Raw genomic sequence first — 19874 nt, 5'->3', positions numbered from 1 at the left:
AAGCTTGTTATTTTTCCTTAATTTGGAGAATGGCGATCGCCCCCGTATTTCCTAGCTGCTGATATCAGTTCATCTCCTCTCTAGCTAATTCAGCAGCGGCTTCTGCTTCTTGCACTTCTATCAGAGTTGTAATTCTCCTGTCTCGATAGTCTCTTTGGTTGCGACTCATATCTGCTTTGGTGGATGCGATCGCCTGTCGCATTAATATGTAACTATCAAGGTTATATCCAGCTAGGTTTAATATAGCAATTATCCCATTTTAGACAAGAGTAAATATTTATAATTTTCTCAAACAACAACTTGCTTGATTTTTGTTAGCAAGAACCATAATAATACTTTCATGGTTCTATAATAGATGTCTTAAATATGTAACTATCAAGGTTATACCCAGCTAATTTTAATATAGAAATTATCCCATTTTAGACAAGAGTAAATATTTATAATTTTCTCAAACAACAACTTGCTTGATTTTTTTAACAAGAACCCTAATAATACTTTTATTGACACAAAAAAGTAACAAATAGACTTTTTGTCTATTTGTTACTTTAAGTATGACGTGACTTAAATCCCAACAATCAAGCGAGAACTAAAATTATGCAAAGCACATTGTTTACTGCATTAAGCACCAACGAAGAAGCTAACTTGTCTGGTGGTAAAGCCAATGGCGGCAAAGGCGGCAAAGGCGGCAGAGGCGGTAGAGGTGGCAACGCTTTTGGTAGCATTGTTATCGTAATCGCCGACAGTATTAATAATAGCTCTATTAATGGAGGAACTACAAATGGTGGAAATGGTGGAGGTGGTGGAAATGGTGGAGGTGGTGGAAATGTTGGAATTGTTAAGAGATAGAAAATTCATCACTATAGATAAACCTATGAAGTTTAGTAAAAGGGAAATAATAAACGTCAAAAGACGATTAACCGCACCTTTAAAGAAATAAAGTTTTTCCTCGTTACCATGATGAGCATGGGAATGCATTCATTGAATCTGTGACTCAATTCTGACTCAATATTTAACTGGAGGCAAAGCCTCTAATCAGCCATTCCCGTGCAGAGCATGGAAACGAGAGAACAATGGAAAATCGAGCTTTTTTCGACTTGTGTGTACACCGTAGCTTTGAATCGGAGAGGGACGGTTTTGTGTAGTAAAACCTCTTAGAGATTTCAATATTTACGCTAATTAGGCGGTTATTACATAAGTCGTCGAACTCAGGTCTTTATCCTTAATTTGGAGAATAGCGATCGCTCCCGTATTTTCCATCTGCTGATATCGGTTCATTTTCTCCCTAGCTAATTCAGCAGCGGCTTCTGCTTCTTGCACTTCTGTCTAAGTTGTAATTCCCCTGTCTGGCTAGTCTCTTTGGTTGCGACTCAGGTCTGCTTTTGCAGATGCGATCGCCTGTCGCATTGCATTGGACTCAGTAGTAATTTGAATTTTTAGCGCTTTGAGTTGTGTATCGATTTGCGCTCGTTGTAACTAATTCTGCCGGATATTTTTTTACTTTGCAATTGGGAGTTGTCGATCAGTGCGATCGCATCTCCCTTTTTCACAATCTGATTTTCTTTCACCTTGATGCTTGTGACTGATAAGTGCCTTGCTTGTAAGTAGGTGGGTGGGAAAATTTATAAGTATGTCATTGCGAGTGAAACAGAGTGCAACAACGCAATCACAAGGACTTTGATAGATTCACATTTTGTTATATAGTTAGGTTAATTCGTGCCTACTATTTATGTATTTACTATATAAATATCAAGCTTATATACAGTTAAGTCTAAATAACAATTAGCGCATTTTAGTAAGAACACCAAATCTTTATAATTTCTATCTAAAATTTTATCCTTTCTTTATTTATTTATAAAAAATTTGTGTAATCAATAAAGCTTTTTTCCAAATTATCAATAATTCAGCAAAATTAAACGTTTTCATATTAAAAGAAATTATATATATTCACGTTATTGATGTATAAAATAATTGTATAAAAATATTTTTACGGAAAAATACTTATTCAAAAATGCCAAATTCCAGTTTTGAGTTTTAGAAAGTTATTCAAGTACAATCAGTATAAAAAGTCTTATTTGGTTTGCTCAATGTATCTTGAAATTATAGGTATTTTGGTTATTTTACCAGTATTAATACGTGATAAGCTTATACATTTTTCGACAAAATTTAGCTTTTAGATTGCCATATTTATATCAATATATATATATTGACCCATGCGATTTTTTGATAAATAAAAATTTATTTTTAATCAAATATGTATAAATAGTAACTATGTAACTTCTTTGTTAACTAGTGTAATACACATTTCTTAAATATTTAATTGCTTGACCTATTTCGCAAGAGGGGTAATAATACTTTTAACGGCAGGAAAAAGTTACTAAATATACTTTTTTAAGTTTATATCTATGACTTTGGAATGACGTGACTTTAATCCCAATAATCAAGCGAGAACTAAAATCATGGAAAGCACACTGTTTACAACATTAAGCACTAACGAAGAAGCTAATTTGTCTGGTGGCAAAAAAGTATTAAATATAGTCGGTAGTGGTGGTCCCGGTGGTAACGGTGGTCCCGGTGGCAGTGCCGATGGTGGTGTCATTCTTATCGGCGGCAATAAGAAAGCTTTTGCACCTGTAGTTGGAAACAATATTAATGCAAATGGTGGAACTGGTGGAAATGGTGGAGCTGGTAGAACTGGTGGAAAAGGTGGAGATGGCAACTTCGGTCTAGTAGTATAATTCATCAGTATAAGCAAAACTATAAGGTTTAGTAGAAGGGAAACAAGAAACGTTAAAAGTCGATTAACCGAGCCTTTAACGACGCGATTAACCGCACTTTTAAATAAATAAAGCGTCAGGTTTAAAAGAATTTATCCTGTTGCCACAGATTAAGTTACTTTTGGACGTGACTCAATTACTAATTGACCTACCAAGCCATTAGTTAGTTATTGATTAGTTAATCATACCTTTTTGTTACCTATCTACTTTTCTTCAACAAACTTAACATTGACGTTGCTCACCAGCAACCGTTGATAAGCTTCAGCAGCGCTTTTCTCTAAACATACTGTTCACCTGTGAGTAGTCCAGTAGGGAAATAAGCGCTGCTACTTCCTAAATCGACCATATTCATCACAATCTAATAACTTTGTGGATAACGAAACTCTTTTTACTTTACTTACTCCAAACGAATAAGCAAGCCTGTCTATTAGTTTGGAGTAAGTAAGGTAAACATACCAAAATTTCCGATATTTTATCTGTTGAGATATAAATATATATAACCATTTTAGTACTCTCTTGCTCTGGTTATCTTAAGTGAAAACAGTCTTGTCAAAAGTTCAAAACTTATAATTGGCAACTTAGGTTAAGTATGGAAAGCACTCAAACATCCCCAATGTTTATCTCACTAAATGAAACCGAAGAAGCAAACTTGTCTGGTGGTGAGAGTACGGTTATAACGAATGGAGCACCTGGACAAAACGGAGCACCTGGACAAAACGGAGCACCTGGACAAGACGGAGCGCCTGGACAAGACGGAGCGCCTGGACAAAACGGAGTATTTACACAAAACGCAGTATCTGGACGAAATGTAAAGAGACCCAAACGAATTAAAACTAGAAAAAAACTTTTAGAAAAGCTATTCTCCCGACTAGAAAGTATATGGGAATGATAGTACAACAAAACTGTTTGTCAAAATTTTAACCACGCACTGTATTAAGTGAATTTGGGTCAAATATTTATGGTGGACAACGCCAAAGACTGGCTATAGCAAGAGCTATCGTTAACTATCCACCACTGCTGATTTTAGATGAATCAACTGCTGGACTCTATCCAGTAAAAATAAAATTGGTCTTTTACTCATAGTTTTAACTAAAGCAATCTTATTTGATTTGTGAAGATTGAAAGCCTTTGATCCGCGACTTCTTAAAGAAGTCGGGGATCTTGTTGTTCATGAATGATTTAAGTTTGCCATACACCAGGCGAGTCTCAAGCATTTCTTTGATAAACTCAAAGCTAAAGCCAAACAAATTACCATTTGTCCTAAAGTTTTGGTAGATAAACATGCCGTTGTAATTTGCATTAAAGACAATAATTTAACTCTATTCTATTCTTTTAAAAAATAAAAATCCGAAACCTTTATTTTACATAAATAAGTAAATATACTGATATTAATCTGCAAAATAGCCCAAAAACATAAGTGTTGCAACTAGAAATAAAAAGGCTATATGTCTTTTTTGTTTCTAAGTTATGAGTTAGGTATAACAATTTCACCAAATCAGAGCTAATTGTCAGGAAATTGAGATATTTGTACTGAGGTATTCATAAAAACTTATTTAATAAAATCTTTTGCATATATATGCTTTTGTTAACAAGTATTAAGAAATCCTGATTAAAGAATATTGCAATACCTTGATTTAATTGCTAACGTGTGTATGACAACGATGCTGATGAGCGCTCGGATCTAGGAGAAGTAAAATCTATGAGCTACATGCATTCAGCCAAGTATTTTAGGCTTTGACGGGTTAAAAACGAGAAATTTCTGCCTCGTATAGACAATTATGAGGGATTGCAGATTAACCAAGAAATATCTCGTTGCTAAAGGCTTCGTTTGAATTTGATTTCAATTGCGATTGATTATTTGTCTTACCTTGTGCCGACAAGCGAGTAGCTGTTGATTGTGTGTATCGGCAATAACGAAGAGTTTGGTAAGACTTAAATTTTGGAGGATAAAACCAATGGATATTCAAGGTAAAGTAGCTCTAATTACAGGGGCTTCCCGTGGTATTGGACGAGCGATCGCTCTCGAACTAGCACAACAAGGCATTAAGCGGCTGATATTGGTAGCACGCGATCGCCAAAAGTTAGTCGAGATAGCCAACGAAATCGAGGCGATGGGTACAGAAGCTGCGATCGTGGCATTAGATTTGACGCAGACAATTGAAGTAAATATCGCTGTTGCTCAACTGTGGCGCAATTACGGACAGATTCACCTGCTGGTTAATTGTGCAGGAGTCGCATACCAAAGTTCGTTTTTGCAATCTAAAATGCCCCAAGTTCAAGAAGAACTCTCTGTGAACTTGTTAGGAATGTACAACCTCACTAGTCTGATCGCTAGACGCATGGCCAGCCAAAGGCAAGGGACAATTGTCAATGTATCGAGTCTGATGGGGAAAGTAGCAGCACCGACAATGGCGACTTACTCAGCTACCAAGTTTGCCATCTTGGGATTTACCCAAGCCTTGCGCCAGGAACTAGCTGAACACAATATCCGAGTGATTGCATTACTACCTTCCCTCACAGACACAGACATGGTGCGCGACTTAAAATTATTTCGCTGGGTGATCCCCATGACTACGCAGCAAGTGGCTAAAGCACTGATCACCGGAATGCAAAGGGATGCACCAGAAATTTTAGTCGGATGGCAAAGTCATTTAGCTGTATTGTGTCAACGCCTTACTCCTTGGTTGCTAGAGCTAATTTTACGAATAGCAACTCCGCCAGCCCCAAGAAGACAACAGCCTCATGAAAAACTGAGTTTTTTGGTTAAGATCCAGCGTTTTGGCGATTTGTTACTGTCCAGAAAACTCAATGTCAGGTCAAGTCACTATAACTATTTATCCCAGCGTTAACACCTTGGATGGTATATCTACCACCAACCGCTGATTTTTGAGCCACTGGCGATTAAGTAACACTTCTGAGAGTTCCTGTCCCAGATGGACAGGAATATCAAAATCTTCTCCACCAACTCGTATTATTTAGGGAATAATTTATTTTTTGGAAGCCCCTAAAGTCGTTTGGCTTTACCCTTGTGCAACAAAGTAACACTCACAGTGCCAAGAAGCGCTAATAAGCTGAAAGTAGAACTAGATTCAGGAACAGACTTGGGATTCTCAATTTTGAGAACTTGTCCAAGTCCAGGGCTATCGCCTCGATTTGTCACATAAATAGCACCATCAGCACCAATAGTCAAAGCAGTAGGAGACTCTAGTCCATTGCCACTAAGAATAGTTGTGCGAGTTCCATCGGTCGCTATTTTAATCAAAGAACCATCTACATTACCTTTCCAAAGTGACTGATTAGCGTACTGCAAAGCATACAAATTACCCTCAGGATCAAAAGTTAAGTCAGTAAGTTGGGTAAAGCCATCGGTATAGACTGTTGGTTGACCATCAGAACCAACTCGGTAGATTTTTGCTTTACCTTCGGGAAAAGGAAAACCAGTTAATTGGCTAATATAATAAGCGCCATCTGGGCCTTTGGCGATATTTGTCGGTACTGCTTGGATTTCAAATGGTGATGACGATGCACCAGAGGGAAAAATTGGATTAGTTAATGTCTGCCGAGGAATTGTGGCGATCGCCTTTAAATTACTCCCATCAGTCCCTACACTGAGTAACTCATTAGCACCAGTATCAACTGCAATAATATTATTTCCATCTAAAAGAAGAGAGAAGGGATTGCTAATTAGATCGCCTTGGTCAGGATTATTTGCAAGTTCATAATTAGCTAAATCAGCAACACTAGTCCAGGAATTTGTATTGAAATTAGCAGTGATGATTTTTCCTAAGTCAGTGTTACCTAATGTGGCGCGAAATGTGGGATCAGAAGCATACCCAACTGCAATATAAGGCTTGCCACTGGCATCAAATTTTATATCATGAGGCCCAGCAGTATCAGTACCATCTGGTAATGCTAAAGAAGGAAGTCCTGTAAGTACACGTTCTTGCGTACCATTTCCAATTTTTGTCACTGCACCAGTTGTGCCATAACATAAAGATTCGCCTTGGGCACTCGGTGAAGGAACACAAGCTCCACTTCCGCCCGTTCCTGCCTCTGTGACGTAGAGACTCCCGTCAGGGCCAAAAGTTAGACCCCGTGGACTATTAAGACGATCGGCAATTACCGAAAACGACGCCGCCTCTGCTGCTTTCATTCCCGAAAAAGCAGCAATACAAACACTCAAAAATGTAATCCCAAATTGCTTTAGTTTCATTAGACATGTCCTAAAATTAAATTTGCGTAAAGATAGAATATAAAATTTTATCTTTATAAATACTAATATTTACCGTATATAGTTTCTGCGGATTGTACAGCATAATAAATCATGTTGCCGCTCAAAATTTAAAAATCATATTTTTTCTCTCTAAACTATCATCAACTATGCCAAACCCTTATTGCTACATTGAATGAAGACATATAGTCAACCTTTAAAACCTTTGTACAGACTGAGTTATAAAATTCTGGACAAGTCTATTTGTTGTAAAATTGGCTAATTAGAGAAGTTTGATAATTTTTTAATTGGTTAAAACTTATACCAATTCTCTAAAATAGGGTAGCAGATTCAAACCCAGAAACCCAGATTAAATCTGAATTTCTTAATTTTGAGTTGTATCATACCATTTCCAAAAATCTTTGCAACACATGAATCGGCTGTAGGGACGTACAGATAAGTATCTACTTAATGAACTCCAGCGTCTGGAAAAATCTGATCCCACCCTTCAGGGAAAACTCAATTTTCAGCAAGTTGAGGCGATTGACTTACTCAGCTACCAAGTTTGCCATCTTAGGATTTACCCAAGCTTTGCGCCAAGAGCTATAGCAGTCCTATCTGATTTCGTTCAAATTCGCGGTGTCCAGATCCCCAACTTTGTAAAAGTTGTCGGGGATCTAACTTTTCACGAATGATTTAGGATTGCTATAGCTGAACACAATATCTGAGGATTGCATTACTGTTTTCCCTGACAGACACAGACATGGTGCGCGACTTAAAATTATTTCGCTGGGTGATCCCCATGACTCCCCAGCAAGTGGCTAAAGCACTCGTCACTGCAATACAAAATAATTCAGTAGAAATTTTAGTCGGATGGTATCATTTAGCCGTATGGTGTCAACGCCTTGCTCCTTGGTTGCTAGAGCTAATTTTACGAATAGCAACTCCGCCAGCACCAAGAAAACAACAGCCGAGTCAAAAACTAGTTTTTTGACAAGAATCCATCGTTTCGGTGATTTGTTCTTGTCAAGAACATGATTTTTTGCGTGTCTGCGCGTAATTTCTAAATTTTTTGAGGCTTCTGCGGTTAATTGCCTTTATCTTAACACACCTTGAATCGTTGATGGTGCGTTGCACTGCGCGACAACGCACCAACGATTTAAATTTCTTAACAAAACCTTAAATATTAGCACCAACTTACTTACACTGAACCGTATTATGTTAGAAACTTGTGCCAATGGGGAACTTTATTATTAGATATCAATTGTTTGATTTATTTTGTGTTTGGAATACTCACAAGAGGTAGTTGTTAATGATTAGTATAATTACACCAGTTTATAATGGGGAGAGATTTATAGAATCTTGTCTTCAAGTTGTTATTGACCAAAACTGTTTAGAAGTGGAGCATATCATTGTAGATGGAGGTTCAAGTGACAAAACAGTAGACATTATTAAGGATAAAGCCAATCAATATCCCCACATCCGCTGGATTAGTGAAAAGGATCGAGGACAATCTGATGCTATGAATAAAGGAATTGCTATGGCACAAGGACAGATTATTGGTGTTTTAAATGTTGATGATTTTTATGAAATAAATATTCTTAATCGCATTTGTGAAATTTTTCAAACTTTACCAAATCCAACCTTGATTGTTGGCAACTGTAATATTCTGAATCAGAAAGATAAACTAATTTATATTAATAAACCTAACCGATTACGCACGATTGATTTTTTGTTAGAAAGACGAGTTAATGATGATGGAATTATCGATGCTTCTTTTCCAGTAAATCCCTCTGCTTACTTTTATCATAAATCATTGCATCAGCAAATCGGACTCTATAAAGTAGAAGATCATTATGTAATGGATATAGATTTCCTCTTGAAAGCGGTTTGTTCATCTCATGTTAAGTATTTCAATGAGACTTGGGGTAACTATAGATATTATCCAGGAACAAAAACATTTGATGATTCTGCAAGAGGAACCAGTATAGTGCGAATTAAACAGTTATTTAATGATTATATTAAAACACTATCCTTAATGGAGCAATGGCAGATTTGGTTAGCTCGAAACATGAATTTTATTTTATTAAAAATTTTTTATTTTTATAAGCATCCAGAACGATTACCTGAATCGATTAGGCAGAGATTAGCTAAATATAGTCGAACCTGATAAAAAGGATTGCAATAAAATTCAAGATTAGAATTTGTGACTACTTTGGCTAACAGGGGATCGGGAGCATCGCACTTTTTTGCCTGTCATTGTGAGCGCAACGAAGTGGAGCGTGGCAATCCCATCAACTGGTGCTTAGTGAGAGATTGTGGGATTGCTTGTCTGCGACACGCTCTTGCGTTCGTCTTTCCTCCTCTCTACGAGACGCTTTTGCGTTCACAATGACAAGTTATTCTCTGATGACAAAATAAAAACTGGGATGCACCTCAGGGGATCTAGTCCGAATAGCACTAATAAAAGCAGAAACACTTGTGGTTTAAGCAGTTTGCAGCTTATGTAATTGATGCAGGATTTTGCCATCAAGGGGTAAGCTTTCAGGCGGCGTTTGCGGACTTGTGCTTCACTTGTGCCTGGGCGTTCTAAAACACAATCTGGAACAATGACTTTTAGTAAAGTGCGATAATTTTGGTAACATTGTTAGGACTTACGCAAAACTACACGCGCTTTAGGGTAATTCATGAATTGCCCTAACAAGAAAATCTTTCTTTTCGGCTATTGTTTGCGTAAGTCGTGATCGTGTTAAATTTACTACTAAAAAGTCAGGAATCAATTCTACACATTGCTGCCGATAACTGGCCACAGCCGCCCAGACGCTCTTGGCGACTTGTCTCTCTAGACATAGGCAATCAGTATCCTAATCAACACCAGCAGCATGGACTAAGTATATTTTGCCAAAAGAGCCGAATCATGCGATTCATAAATTTCTGACTAAAATCTGACATATTAGCAGATGGTAAACAAACTTTATCAATCAGTAGAACATAAAGATGCGAATATCTGGGTAGACTGCACCGATAATTACTATAGCAATCCCATTTGATCAAATAGGATTGCTATAGACTTGCCTGAGTTCGCAGTTACTGAAAATCACCAAATTCAAAATGTTATGGCTCAGGGTATTTATCGTATCTATACTGAGTCAGGTGCTATTAGATACTCATGCAAGTTTTGTAGATATAACTTATTTCGGAGCAATCAGAAATGCTTTCCTTCCCCACGACTCTTACTCCTTTGCCCGAAATCATTGATGGCTTGCCGAATATTTCTGGTTGGGAAACAGAGGTGATCTCTGTAGTTAACCATAACAAACCAGTATTTTTGCCAACAACAAATATCCGCTTAGAGGATGTGAATGCTGTGTTTGCGATCGCCTTGCACATGCACCAGCCAACTATACCCGCAGGAAATGATGGTACACTCATCAGCAATCTGCAATATATGTTTGAACATCCTCATGAGGGGGATAACCACAATGCAGATCCTTTTGCTTATTGTTACAGCCGCATGGGAGACTTGATCCCCGAACTTGTAAATCAAGGTTGCAATCCGCGTGTGATGTTGGATTACTCTGGTAATCTTTTGTGGGGACTGCGGCAAATGGGACGCAGTGATGTTCTCGATAATCTCAAACGCATCACTTGCGATCGCACCTATCAACCTTATGTAGAGTGGCTGGGTACAATGTGGAGCCATGCAGTTATTCCTTCCACACCCATACCAGATATTAAATTGCATATCATCGCATGGCAACATCACTTTGCGGCAATTTTTGGCTGGGAAGCACTAGCGCGAGTCAAAGGATTTTCGCCTCCAGAAATGCATTTACCAAATCACCCTGATGCTCTGTTTGAATTTGTGAAAGCGCTGAAAGAATGTGGATATCGCTGGCTACTTGTTCAAGAACATTCTGTAGAAACAATTAGTGGTCAATCTCTTACCCACAAACATTTACCACATCGTCTGATTGCCCGCAATTCTCAAGGCGAAACAATTAGTATCACAGCCTTAATTAAAACCCAAGGTTCGGATACTAAATTAGTCGCACAAATGCAGCCTTATTATGAAGCCAAAACCTTATGCAAACAACAAATTGGCAGTGTATTTGTGCCACCAATAGTTAGCCAAATTGGAGATGGTGAAAATGGTGGTGTAATGATGAATGAATTTCCTAGCGCTTTTAAACAAGCTTGGTGGGATATGGTCAATAACGGCAAAGGAAAATCAGGTGTAGTTGGGATGTGTGGTACAGAATATTTAGAATTAATCGAAGCTGCTGGATGCAAACCTGAAGATTATCCAACTTGTCAGCCAGTTGGACAACATCAAATTTGGGAGCGAGTTTCACCAGATAATATTCAACCACAAGCTGTAGAGAATGCCATTCAAGAATTAAAGCAAATAAACTCTAATTTTCACATGGATGGAGCCTCGTGGACAAATCATATCAGTTGGGTAAAAGGATATGAAAATGTGTTGTCTCCCATGTATCAATTAAGCAGTTTATTCCATCAAAAGATAGATCCATTATTGCAAACTGACTCAGCAGAACCGATTACTAGACAATCTCAATACCGTAACGTTCTCCTACATAACCTTTTGCTGCAAACTAGTTGTTTTCGTTATTGGGGACAAGGCGCTTGGACTGATTATGCGCGGGAAATTTACCAAAGTGGCGAAAATTTATTGCAGATGAATTGAACTGGGGACTGGAAGCTAGTACAATACGGCGTCAGTTTGCCTACCTTTAACAAGGGGATTTTGCCCCCTGTTGTCTGGTTAATTGAGATGGTAGCTGGCTCCCCTTAAAAAGGTTTGCTCTAATTCCCTCCTTTTTAAGGAGGGGTTAGAGAGGAGCAAACCTTAAGCCAAGCGTAATGAGGCGGAAAATAAAAACTCAGGTGAATTGAGATTTAGTTCAAGTAAGTGGGAAGTCTAATTGTAGGTTACTAGGTGCTGCCATCTGAATTGGGTAAGCACGCTGCTATTCAAACTTACAATGAGGTAGTTGTGTTTCGAGTTGTTGTTGGTCATAGTGACGATCCTGATTCTCAAAACGCGATCGCTGAAGTTCTTCAAAAATGTAGCCGTTCCCTAGCAGGGTCAATTCCTCAGGCTGGACTTTTATTCACTGCTATAGATTTTGACCATGCGTTAATTTTGCAACGCATTCAAGATGCTTTCCCCGGAATTGAGTTGATTGGTGGAACTACAAATGGAGAAATCTCCTCAATTCTGGAGTTTCAGCAAGATTCTCTAACCCTAATGCTGTTTGCTACCGATGAAGTAGAAATTCAGGCAGGTATTGGACGAGGAGCATCTAAAAATCCAGCCCTTGCAGCCCAACAAGCGATCGCACAAGCAAAGGCAAAGAGTGCATCCTTACCGCAATTATGCCTCACCTTTCCCGATAGTCTAACCAGCAACGGGGTCTTGATTTTAGAGGGTTTAAAACAAAGTCTGGGAAAGCATGTTCCCATCATTGGAGGAATGGCTGCCGATGACTATACCTTTAATAAGACCTACCAATTCTTCCAGGGTGAAGTGTTGAGTGATTCAGTGCCAGTGCTGCTGTTCTCTGGACAACTATTATTTTCCCACGGAGTTGCCAGTGGTTGGACTCCCATCAGCCAACGTAGCCGTGTAACTAAAGTTAATCGCAACGTAGTCTATGAAATTGATGGACAGCGTGCCTTAGATTTCTACCAGCATTATCTCGGTGAAGAACGATTTGCGGCTAACTTTGCGATTCATGCCTTGGCGGTTTTTGAGGATCAAGACCATTTTTATATGCGGGCACCCAATGGTTACGATCAACAATCTGGTAGTGTGACATTCTTCTCTGATATTCCTGAACAGGCACTTGTGCAAATCACCGATGCAACTCGTGGCGATATTCTGTCAGCTTCTGAGGCATCCCTAAAGAATGCTCTTGCCGATTATCCCGGTGTGAAGCCAACAGCAGCGTTACTTATTTCCTGTGCAGCCCGTCGACGAATTCTGGGAACTCTGGCAAGACTTGAGTATCAGCTTGTCAAAACTCATTTACCAGAGGCATTGCCTTGCTGTGGTTTCTACGCTTATGGTGAAATTGCTCCTTTGGTAAGCAAAGGTCAAACGCAATTTCATAACAAAACGTTTGTCACACTGCTAATGGGTACAAAATGAGTGGTGTATGGATAACCAAGACAATTCCACACAGATCCAAGAGTTGGAAAAGACAAACCGTACCTTGCGAAAAAAACTGGAACGCTGCGAAGCTGAACGCCGCCAGCTAGAAACTGACATTGGCACAAAGGAATTTTTATTAAAGAAAGTCATTTGTGAGTTAGAAGACTCTCGGACAGACTTGCAGTACAGAGGCCAAGAGTTAGAAGCTACGTTAGCTAGTTTGCATAAAATGCAAGCTCAAATGATTCAAAGCGAAAAGATGTCTGCTCTGGGTCAAATGGTGGCAGGCATTGCTCACGAAATCAACAATCCCGTTAGCTTTATTTACGGAAATCTTAGCCATATCAGGCAATACATCCATGACTTACTACAATTGGTCAAGCTTTATCACCATCATTTCCCCAACCCACCTACTGAAATTCAAACCCAACGCAAAACCGTCGATTTAGAGTTTCTAGAAAAAGACGCGATTATGGTATTGAACTCAATGAATATTGGGACGGAGCGTATCCGGGATATTGTGCTATCACTACGTAACTTCTCGCGCCTAGATGAAAGTGAGTTTAAAGCGGTGGATATTCATGAGGGCATCGACAATACTTTGATGATTTTGCAGCATCGCCTCCAAGCCACTGACAAAAGCCTAGAAATTCAGGTTATCAGAGACTACGGCAATTTATCCAATGTAGAATGTTATGCGGGACAGATTAACCAAGTGTTTATGAACATTCTCGTAAATGCACTTGATGCGCTCGAAGAACTCAATGCCAAACGGACTTATGAAGAAATCCGGGATAATCCCAGTCACATCACGATTCATACCTCTATCGTTGATTTGCAATGGGTAAAAATTGCGATCACTGACAATGGCTCTGGGATTCCCGAATCGATTCAAAAAGAGATTTTCAATCCCTTCTTTACAACAAAACCTGTCGGGAAAGGAACAGGAATGGGAATGGCTATCAGTTATCAAATCATCACCGAAAAACATGGCGGCAAGTTAGAATTTTTTTCGACACCTGGAAAAGGAACGGAGTTTGTGGTTCAAATTCCTATCAAGCAGTAAGTTTAGGAAGTAATCTAACGCAACGTTATGATGGGTACTTAAGCTCCACCTAACCGAAAATAAATTCTTCGTTTCAAGTCAAAGACTAGGAGCAAAATTTTATGAATCTTAAATAAGCTTTTGGGGATGGAGTTTTATTAAACTAAAGGCAATAAAATTTCAAATTTTGTACCTATACCAATCTGTGAATGGAAATTTAATTTTCCGCCATGTCTGACGGTGATAATTCGATAACTTACTGCCAAACTAGTATTCTTACTATTCTTTGTTTCCAGAGAAAAAGACTCCATAATTTGCTGTTGTAATTCTTGAGATATTCCAGAACTATTGTCAGCAATGCGAATTAAGATCCAGCGAGAATCTGCTACATCTGGGTTGCTTGCTTCCTGGGAAATAACTTCTGTGGTAATCTCAATTCGGGGTTTTTGAAGAGTCTTTGTATCATCTAAATGCAACTGCTGTCGGACTGCTTCATTAAGTAAAGTATCTACCACTTCACTGAAAATATTCATCAAAACCTGATTTAATTGTCCCATAAAGCAATATACTGGAGGTAATTGACCGTAGTATTTGACGATTTCAATTTCTCCTTGAAGACGGCTATTAATTAGTAAAATAATACTATCTATGCAGGCATGTAAATCTGCTGGTCTTGGATAAAGTTCATCGATATGACAGAAGTTTTGTAAGCTGGTGACGAGTTTTTTTAATCTTTCCGCTCCGGTGCGAATACTAGCAAGCGATCGCGACAAATCTTGTTCTAAAAAATCAAATTCAATCTCTTCTTTAAGAAGATTAATTGCCTGGGAAGCTGATGGGAATTCTTTTTCATAAGCTGCTATCAGCTTGAGCAAATCTTGGCTGTAGTTTGAAACATAAGTTATATTACCCCAAATAAAACCTACTGGGTCTAAAATTTCGTGCGCTATGCCGTCTACTAAACGTCCCAGATTTGCCATTTTATCATTTTGAATCATTTGGGCTTGGCTGCGTTCATACCGCACCAGATTGTCAATTCCCCGAATTTGCCAAGAAATAATATTCAATTCTTGTACATCTAACAATCTATAAGCACCAGATTCTGTGTGTACTACAATTGGTTCTGCTAAGAATTCTGGTGATCGCTTTAAGCTAAGTTGCATTGCAGTTAAAATCGATGTTGTATCAGCAAGGAGCAACATCGGTATCCGTGCATAGCTGTAGAGAACGGCTAATGGTTGCTGAACAAATAACTCTTGTCCATAGGGACGAATCAAAAATTCCAGCAGTCGTCGCCGCGAAATCATCCCAATAAAGTTTCCCTGTTCTACCAAAATTACTCCTGGTAATAGGGGATATTTTTCCAAAAAATTAGCCACTTCCATACCAGTGCGGTTGATTTCCACTGGGAAGTTGTACATTGGTAGTTCTTGGAGGGTTGACTCTAAATCGAGATCGCGATCGCTACCAATAGACAAAAATGGCGGTAAGATTGAGCAACTGAATTCTTCTGACACTAGACACCCTGATTTTTACAAAGACAGGTAAACAATAAGTTAATATTTTACATTCTGCCACCTCTAAATCCGGTTTAGGTTTAGGTATCTAGTCAAACTAAGCTCATCCTCATTCATTATTTCCAGAATGATTTGCTTGTAGTAAGCAACTCCAGCCCTGCTTTTATGCAACTTAAATGCTCATTGGCTTAGTACAGCGGGCGGAAAAATCCAGCTACCATCTCAATTAACAAACAAGAGCAAAATCTCTTGTCTTAAATGCTAGCTTTTACAATTACTGGCAAGAGCGATCGCAAGCTAAACTAAAAACAACCTTTACAAAAAGTGCAAAGGTAGGATTATGACCTCTGCAACCAATCCATCGACCGCCCTAACTCCTTTCCCCGATCATACCCAGCTTCCTGAGTCCGATGGCACGTTTGTAAGCCAGTCGCTTGCGGGGTTCCCCCCGTTGTGCGAACTGGCGTGAAAAATTGGCAAGAGCATCCCCAAAGCATCTTACTAACTGACTCGATTCAACCTATTCTCAAGCAAATAAATCCTGAAGGTAATTGTATTGGCCAGGACTTAGGTATTTACTGGCGCTTAACTGATCCCCCTGAAAAAGGAGCAGAAGCACCGGATTGATTTTATGTACCAAATGTACCGCCTACACTGAATGGGCAAACGCGACGCTCTTATGTATTGTGGCGAAAGTTTATTGCCTTGTTGATTGTCCCGGAATTTGTCTCTGGGGACGGTAGTGAAGAACGAGATAAAACTCCTTGGAAGGGTAAATTTTGGATTTATGAGCAGGTGATTCGTCCTCCCTTCTACGGCATTTATGAAGTGAGTAAAGCCAGTATAGAAGTTTATCATCTGGTTGAAGGACAGTATCAGGTGTTACCAACAAATGAACGAGGACATTATCCCATCGTTTCTTTGGGTGTTGAATTAGGCATTTGGCTAGGAGTTTATCAGAATGTGGAATTACCCTAGCTGCGTTGGTGGGATTTACAAGGTAATTTGTTGTTGAGTGGCGAGGAAAGAGCAGAACAGGAATCCCAAACAGCAGAACAGGAACGCCAAAGAGCCGATCGCTTAACTGCCCAATTGCGTAGACGCGAAGCGGCTTGTCGTTAGACATCACTCGGCATTGAACCAGAAGCCTAATATTTTGCTACAAATTACGAATTACGTTAAAGTCTTCTCCCTACAGCCCTCTGGGCATCCTACGGCAGGCGTTAGCCTCTTCCTTTGGCAGAAGGGGAGACGATGCCGCGCAACGAGCGTGATTACGAATTACGAATTAGGAATTATGAATTAAAAAGGGCTGGTGTAAAAGAGTCATCTGTGGCTTAATTTGTTTAGACACAAATTTTACTGCTACTAGGGTAATCACGATGACAAATAGACCTCCTTCCGAACCGGAGTCATCCCAAAGAACTGCCCTTGGCTTTGATGAATTTATAGCCATTCTGGTTGCCTTCACCACTATCGGAGCGATTCTTTTTTGGTCATTGTCTGGCAGGGATTCTAGCTGGAACTTAAACGGGCTGCTGTCGCCTTCTTCCACTCCATCTCCTAGCGTTCAACCAAATCAAGTATTGCCCTCCCCTACTCCCAAGGTAGAACCAAATGCAGTCCCTAGATTCAACGTTTTGCCGTCATCTCCACCTGAAGCTGTTATTGAACCCAAGATACCTTCATTTCCGACTAACAGCGCAACTCCTTCCCGTGCAGTGTTACCATCTGCTGAGGTAATCCCAACTCAATCCCCACAACCACAGACGCCTGTATCCTCTTCAACAGGACTTGAGTCATCAATTACATCATTAGCATTGCCTTTAGTAACTCCGGCAAAACAAAAATCCATTATTCCGCCGCCAATTGCATTTAACGATGTGCCCAATAACTTCTGGGGTCGGCGTTTTATAGATGTTCTTTCTTCCCGTGGTATTCTCAAGGGGTTTCCTGATTATTCTTTTAGACCAAATCAGCCTGTAAATCGCGCCGAATTCGCTGCTATACTTCAAAAAGCCTTTGACCAAGAACCGTCTAAGACCGCGATCGCATTTCAAGATGTACCAGCAAAATTCTGGGCAACTCCAGCAATTGACCAAGCGATCAGTGCCGGATTTCTCACAGGCTACCCTAAAAAAACCTTCAAACCACAACAAAATATTTCGCGAGTGCAAGTTTTAGTTGCTCTTGTCAGTGGGTTGAATTTAAAAGCACCCACTTCCCCAAATCAGATTTTAAGTGTCTATAAAGATGCTAAAGATATTCCAACCTATGCTATTAGCAAAATAGCCGCTGCTACAACTAATGGTCTGGTAGTTAACTATCCAAATCAACAAATTATCGCTCCTAACAAAGTAGCTAGTCGGACTGAAGTGGCAGCGATGATTCATCAAGCTTTAGTAAAACGTGGCAAGTTGGAGGCAATTCCATCTCAAAACATTGTACCGCAGCTACGCCTGCCGCAGGCATCACGCAGCGTGTCTCCAAGACTTTCGCGCACTCCAAAGCACAACCTAAAAGGTAACTTGTCCGCAGGAAGCTCGTCTCAGTGAGCTTGGTAGGGAAAGTGTTCAACAAACAGGTAGAGGAACTGAGGAGAAAGATTCTTTATTGCTCCCCTGGTTACTGAGCGCAGTCGTAAAGCCTGCGGCATAGCTACGCTTAGGGCGCAGCCTCTCCAAGAGTTGTATGCTCCCTTGCTTGTTGGCCAACCCATTGCAGAGAATTCAAAATTCAAAATTAGAAATTCAAAAAAAATTCTTAATTTTGAGAAAAGTCTGATCTAAGGCTTCCTCAGATCAGAACAGACCGTGATTTTGAATTAAAGCATTAGCGTAGCGTCTTTGCAGGAGAAGCCATAGTTAGATATTAAGCTTCTGGAATTTCTTTACCAACTACTTGTGATTTCAGAGTGGTGATTTCACTAGTTAACTCTTTCCTAGTTGAGGCTTTGAGTAAATAGCGGTAAACAAACCAGGCAGAATAACCAATACCGATCAACTCAAAAGTAGGTGCTACCAAGGGGATATCATTCAAAGCATCTAATATTGCCAAGAGTACTTTAACCCCAACAATTGATCCCACAATTAAACCAACAGTCACCAGGGGTTGCCTATATTGATTAAAGAAGCTTCCCAGATATTCTGGTAATGTTGCTAAAAAGCTAGAAATTTGCTCCCCGTATTTTAGCCATTCGTCTTGAGATTGTGCGGGGGGCTGGAGTTTGGTGATAGTTCCCGTTTGGCTGTTGATATCTGTCACTGTACCCTCTTTTGATGTGCTTTCTGTGAATTCTTGTTCTGGCATTTTCGCTCCTATAAATTTGACAGTTGAGTTTTTCTGATCTGGATAATTACAACCAAAAGGCTGTTGATTAGGTAATGCACAAGTGCATCAATAGAATTAGGTCAAGGGCAGAAAAGGGTTTTAGTATCCTATAACCATAATTGCCCCGTAATATCTACTGCATCAACTACAAGGTAGAAAGTTCAGTAGGAGGATAGAACTCAGAAGGATGTTGTATTATAATCGGCTTTCTGAGTTCTTTTTTTTTGAATCAACTGGAATCCTCCGGTTGTGATTATCCCATTCCGTGTCATTTGCTCATAATCGTACTAAATCTAAGTACAAATTATGCAAAAATCAGTCCACCTCTCATTTATATAAGCCTAAAAGCCGATTTTATCTGATATTAAAGCTATCTTAAGCCGCATTCGTCAATTAACGCATTCGTATTGATATTAATACGTAATAACAGTTTTTGTGTGTTCATATAGACTAGATTTTAGAACTATTTTATGATATGCGTGTCTGAGGACTGGGTAACTCGGGGCGCTCTCTGGGGATAAGGGTCAATGTGGCCTGGCCAGACAAGGAGGAAGTCTCTAACTTGTCTCCTCCCAATGCCCAATACAACTCTTGGAGAGGCTGCGCCCTAAGCGTAGCTATGCCGTAGGTTTTACGGCTTACCTCGACTTCACTCGGTACAAGTCGCTCAGTTCAACTGCCCAACGAATGTCAAAGCTTTTGTTTTTTCCTGATTGTATTAATTTTCTAAAGAAGCAGTAAGGTAGAGTAGTGGCGTACCTGATGCCAAGAACTCATTGCTATAGCAATCAAAATTGAAATGTGAGAAAATACGGAGATT

The 19874-nt window shown here is 39.5% G+C and carries 14 protein-coding genes and 3 pseudogenes; 12 read left to right on the top strand and 5 right to left on the bottom strand.

The annotated features are described in order from the left end of the window. Positions 1–64: 64 nt before the first annotated feature. On the bottom strand, positions 65–202 hold the full coding sequence (locus tag V7K40_RS03210; protein WP_334956644.1) for a hypothetical protein: 138 nt from the start codon (positions 200–202) through the stop codon (positions 65–67). 392 nt (positions 203–594) lie between these two features. Here V7K40_RS03210 and V7K40_RS03205 point away from each other — a divergent pair, with 392 nt between their 5' ends. Continuing rightward, entirely contained in the window at positions 595–846 is a 252-nt protein-coding gene (locus tag V7K40_RS03205) for a hypothetical protein (RefSeq protein WP_334956642.1), read from the top strand. 330 nt (positions 847–1176) lie between these two features. On the opposite strand, the gene V7K40_RS03200 is transcribed toward V7K40_RS03205, so the two are convergent. Further along, a complete protein-coding gene (locus V7K40_RS03200) occupies positions 1177–1317 on the bottom strand; it encodes a hypothetical protein (RefSeq protein ID WP_334956640.1) in 141 nt (46 codons plus the stop codon). Between the two features lie 1139 nt (positions 1318–2456). On the opposite strand from V7K40_RS03200, the gene V7K40_RS03195 reads away from it, so the two are divergent. The 4 genes and pseudogenes from V7K40_RS03195 (at position 2457) to V7K40_RS03180 (ending at position 5623) form a co-directional block, all read left to right on the top strand. Next, a complete protein-coding gene (locus V7K40_RS03195) occupies positions 2457–2735 on the top strand; it encodes a hypothetical protein (RefSeq protein WP_334956638.1) in 279 nt (92 codons plus the stop codon). A gap of 628 nt (positions 2736–3363) precedes the next feature. Next, positions 3364–3663 (top strand): collagen-like protein, encoded by a 300-nt coding sequence (locus tag V7K40_RS03190; RefSeq protein ID WP_334956636.1) that lies wholly within the window; start codon positions 3364–3366, stop codon positions 3661–3663. A 38-nt stretch (positions 3664–3701) separates the two neighbouring features. Then, a pseudogene (locus V7K40_RS03185) lies at positions 3702–3830 on the top strand (ATP-binding cassette domain-containing protein); the annotation flags it as partial. Between the two features lie 899 nt (positions 3831–4729). Continuing rightward, positions 4730–5623: an SDR family NAD(P)-dependent oxidoreductase gene (locus V7K40_RS03180; RefSeq protein ID WP_334956634.1), complete on the top strand. Its 894-nt coding sequence runs from the start codon at positions 4730–4732 to the stop codon at positions 5621–5623. Positions 5624–5778: 155 nt separating this feature from the next. Here V7K40_RS03180 and V7K40_RS03175 read toward each other — a convergent pair whose 3' ends face one another. Further along, entirely contained in the window at positions 5779–6987 is a 1209-nt protein-coding gene (locus V7K40_RS03175) for a ScyD/ScyE family protein (protein WP_334956632.1), read from the bottom strand. Between the two features lie 704 nt (positions 6988–7691). On the opposite strand from V7K40_RS03175, the pseudogene V7K40_RS03170 reads away from it, so the two are divergent. The 5 genes and pseudogenes from V7K40_RS03170 to V7K40_RS03150 all read left to right on the top strand — a co-directional run. Further along, positions 7692–8022: pseudogene (locus V7K40_RS03170) on the top strand (3-ketoacyl-ACP reductase); the annotation flags it as partial. Between the two features lie 274 nt (positions 8023–8296). After that, on the top strand, positions 8297–9154 hold the full coding sequence (locus V7K40_RS03165; RefSeq protein ID WP_334956630.1) for a glycosyltransferase family 2 protein: 858 nt from the start codon (positions 8297–8299) through the stop codon (positions 9152–9154). Positions 9155–10195: 1041 nt separating this feature from the next. After that, on the top strand, positions 10196–11692 hold the full coding sequence (locus tag V7K40_RS03160) for a glycosyl hydrolase family 57 (protein ID WP_334956628.1): 1497 nt from the start codon (positions 10196–10198) through the stop codon (positions 11690–11692). A gap of 309 nt (positions 11693–12001) precedes the next feature. Further along, a complete protein-coding gene (locus V7K40_RS03155) occupies positions 12002–13159 on the top strand; it encodes an FIST N-terminal domain-containing protein (RefSeq protein ID WP_334956678.1) in 1158 nt (385 codons plus the stop codon). A 7-nt stretch (positions 13160–13166) separates the two neighbouring features. Then, on the top strand, positions 13167–14228 hold the full coding sequence (locus V7K40_RS03150) for an ATP-binding protein (RefSeq protein ID WP_334956626.1): 1062 nt from the start codon (positions 13167–13169) through the stop codon (positions 14226–14228). A 137-nt stretch (positions 14229–14365) separates the two neighbouring features. Here the strand turns inward: V7K40_RS03150 and V7K40_RS03145 are convergent, their stop codons facing one another. Continuing rightward, the gene (locus tag V7K40_RS03145) at positions 14366–15724 is read right to left on the bottom strand and encodes an ATP-binding protein (RefSeq protein WP_334956624.1); all 1359 of its coding nucleotides are present in this window, start codon (positions 15722–15724) and stop codon (positions 14366–14368) included. A gap of 340 nt (positions 15725–16064) precedes the next feature. On the opposite strand from V7K40_RS03145, the pseudogene V7K40_RS03140 reads away from it, so the two are divergent. Both V7K40_RS03140 and V7K40_RS03135 read left to right on the top strand, forming a co-directional pair. Beyond that, positions 16065–16846: pseudogene (locus V7K40_RS03140) on the top strand (Uma2 family endonuclease). Positions 16847–17106: 260 nt separating this feature from the next. Beyond that, positions 17107–18279 carry an S-layer homology domain-containing protein gene (locus V7K40_RS03135; protein ID WP_334956622.1) on the top strand — a complete coding sequence of 391 codons (1173 nt, stop codon included), beginning with the start codon at positions 17107–17109 and terminating at the stop codon, positions 18277–18279. Positions 18280–18595: 316 nt separating this feature from the next. Here the strand turns inward: V7K40_RS03135 and V7K40_RS03130 are convergent, their stop codons facing one another. Continuing rightward, positions 18596–19033 carry a CAAD domain-containing protein gene (locus tag V7K40_RS03130; RefSeq protein ID WP_334956620.1) on the bottom strand — a complete coding sequence of 146 codons (438 nt, stop codon included), beginning with the start codon at positions 19031–19033 and terminating at the stop codon, positions 18596–18598. Positions 19034–19874: the final 841 nt, after the last annotated feature.

It is taken from the genome of Nostoc sp. (assembly GCF_036917195.1).
Taxonomy (GTDB): Bacteria; Cyanobacteriota; Cyanobacteriia; order Cyanobacteriales; family Nostocaceae; genus Nostoc.
The sequence above is the reverse complement of the archived record's forward strand: the minus strand, read 5'-3'. Positions and strand labels throughout refer to the sequence as shown.

Coding starts and splice junctions, on each gene's coding strand:
- V7K40_RS03135 (WP_334956622.1), top strand. CDS start 17,107: ATGACAAATAGACCTCCTTCCGAACCGGAGTCATCCCAAAGAACTGCC.
- V7K40_RS03210 (WP_334956644.1), bottom strand. CDS start 202: ATGCGACAGGCGATCGCATCCACCAAAGCAGATATGAGTCGCAACCAA.
- V7K40_RS03160 (WP_334956628.1), top strand. CDS start 10,196: ATGCTTTCCTTCCCCACGACTCTTACTCCTTTGCCCGAAATCATTGAT.
- V7K40_RS03175 (WP_334956632.1), bottom strand. CDS start 6,987: ATGAAACTAAAGCAATTTGGGATTACATTTTTGAGTGTTTGTATTGCT.
- V7K40_RS03190 (WP_334956636.1), top strand. CDS start 3,364: ATGGAAAGCACTCAAACATCCCCAATGTTTATCTCACTAAATGAAACC.
- V7K40_RS03150 (WP_334956626.1), top strand. CDS start 13,167: ATGGATAACCAAGACAATTCCACACAGATCCAAGAGTTGGAAAAGACA.
- V7K40_RS03205 (WP_334956642.1), top strand. CDS start 595: ATGCAAAGCACATTGTTTACTGCATTAAGCACCAACGAAGAAGCTAAC.
- V7K40_RS03165 (WP_334956630.1), top strand. CDS start 8,297: ATGATTAGTATAATTACACCAGTTTATAATGGGGAGAGATTTATAGAA.
- V7K40_RS03180 (WP_334956634.1), top strand. CDS start 4,730: ATGGATATTCAAGGTAAAGTAGCTCTAATTACAGGGGCTTCCCGTGGT.
- V7K40_RS03195 (WP_334956638.1), top strand. CDS start 2,457: ATGGAAAGCACACTGTTTACAACATTAAGCACTAACGAAGAAGCTAAT.
- V7K40_RS03130 (WP_334956620.1), bottom strand. CDS start 19,033: ATGCCAGAACAAGAATTCACAGAAAGCACATCAAAAGAGGGTACAGTG.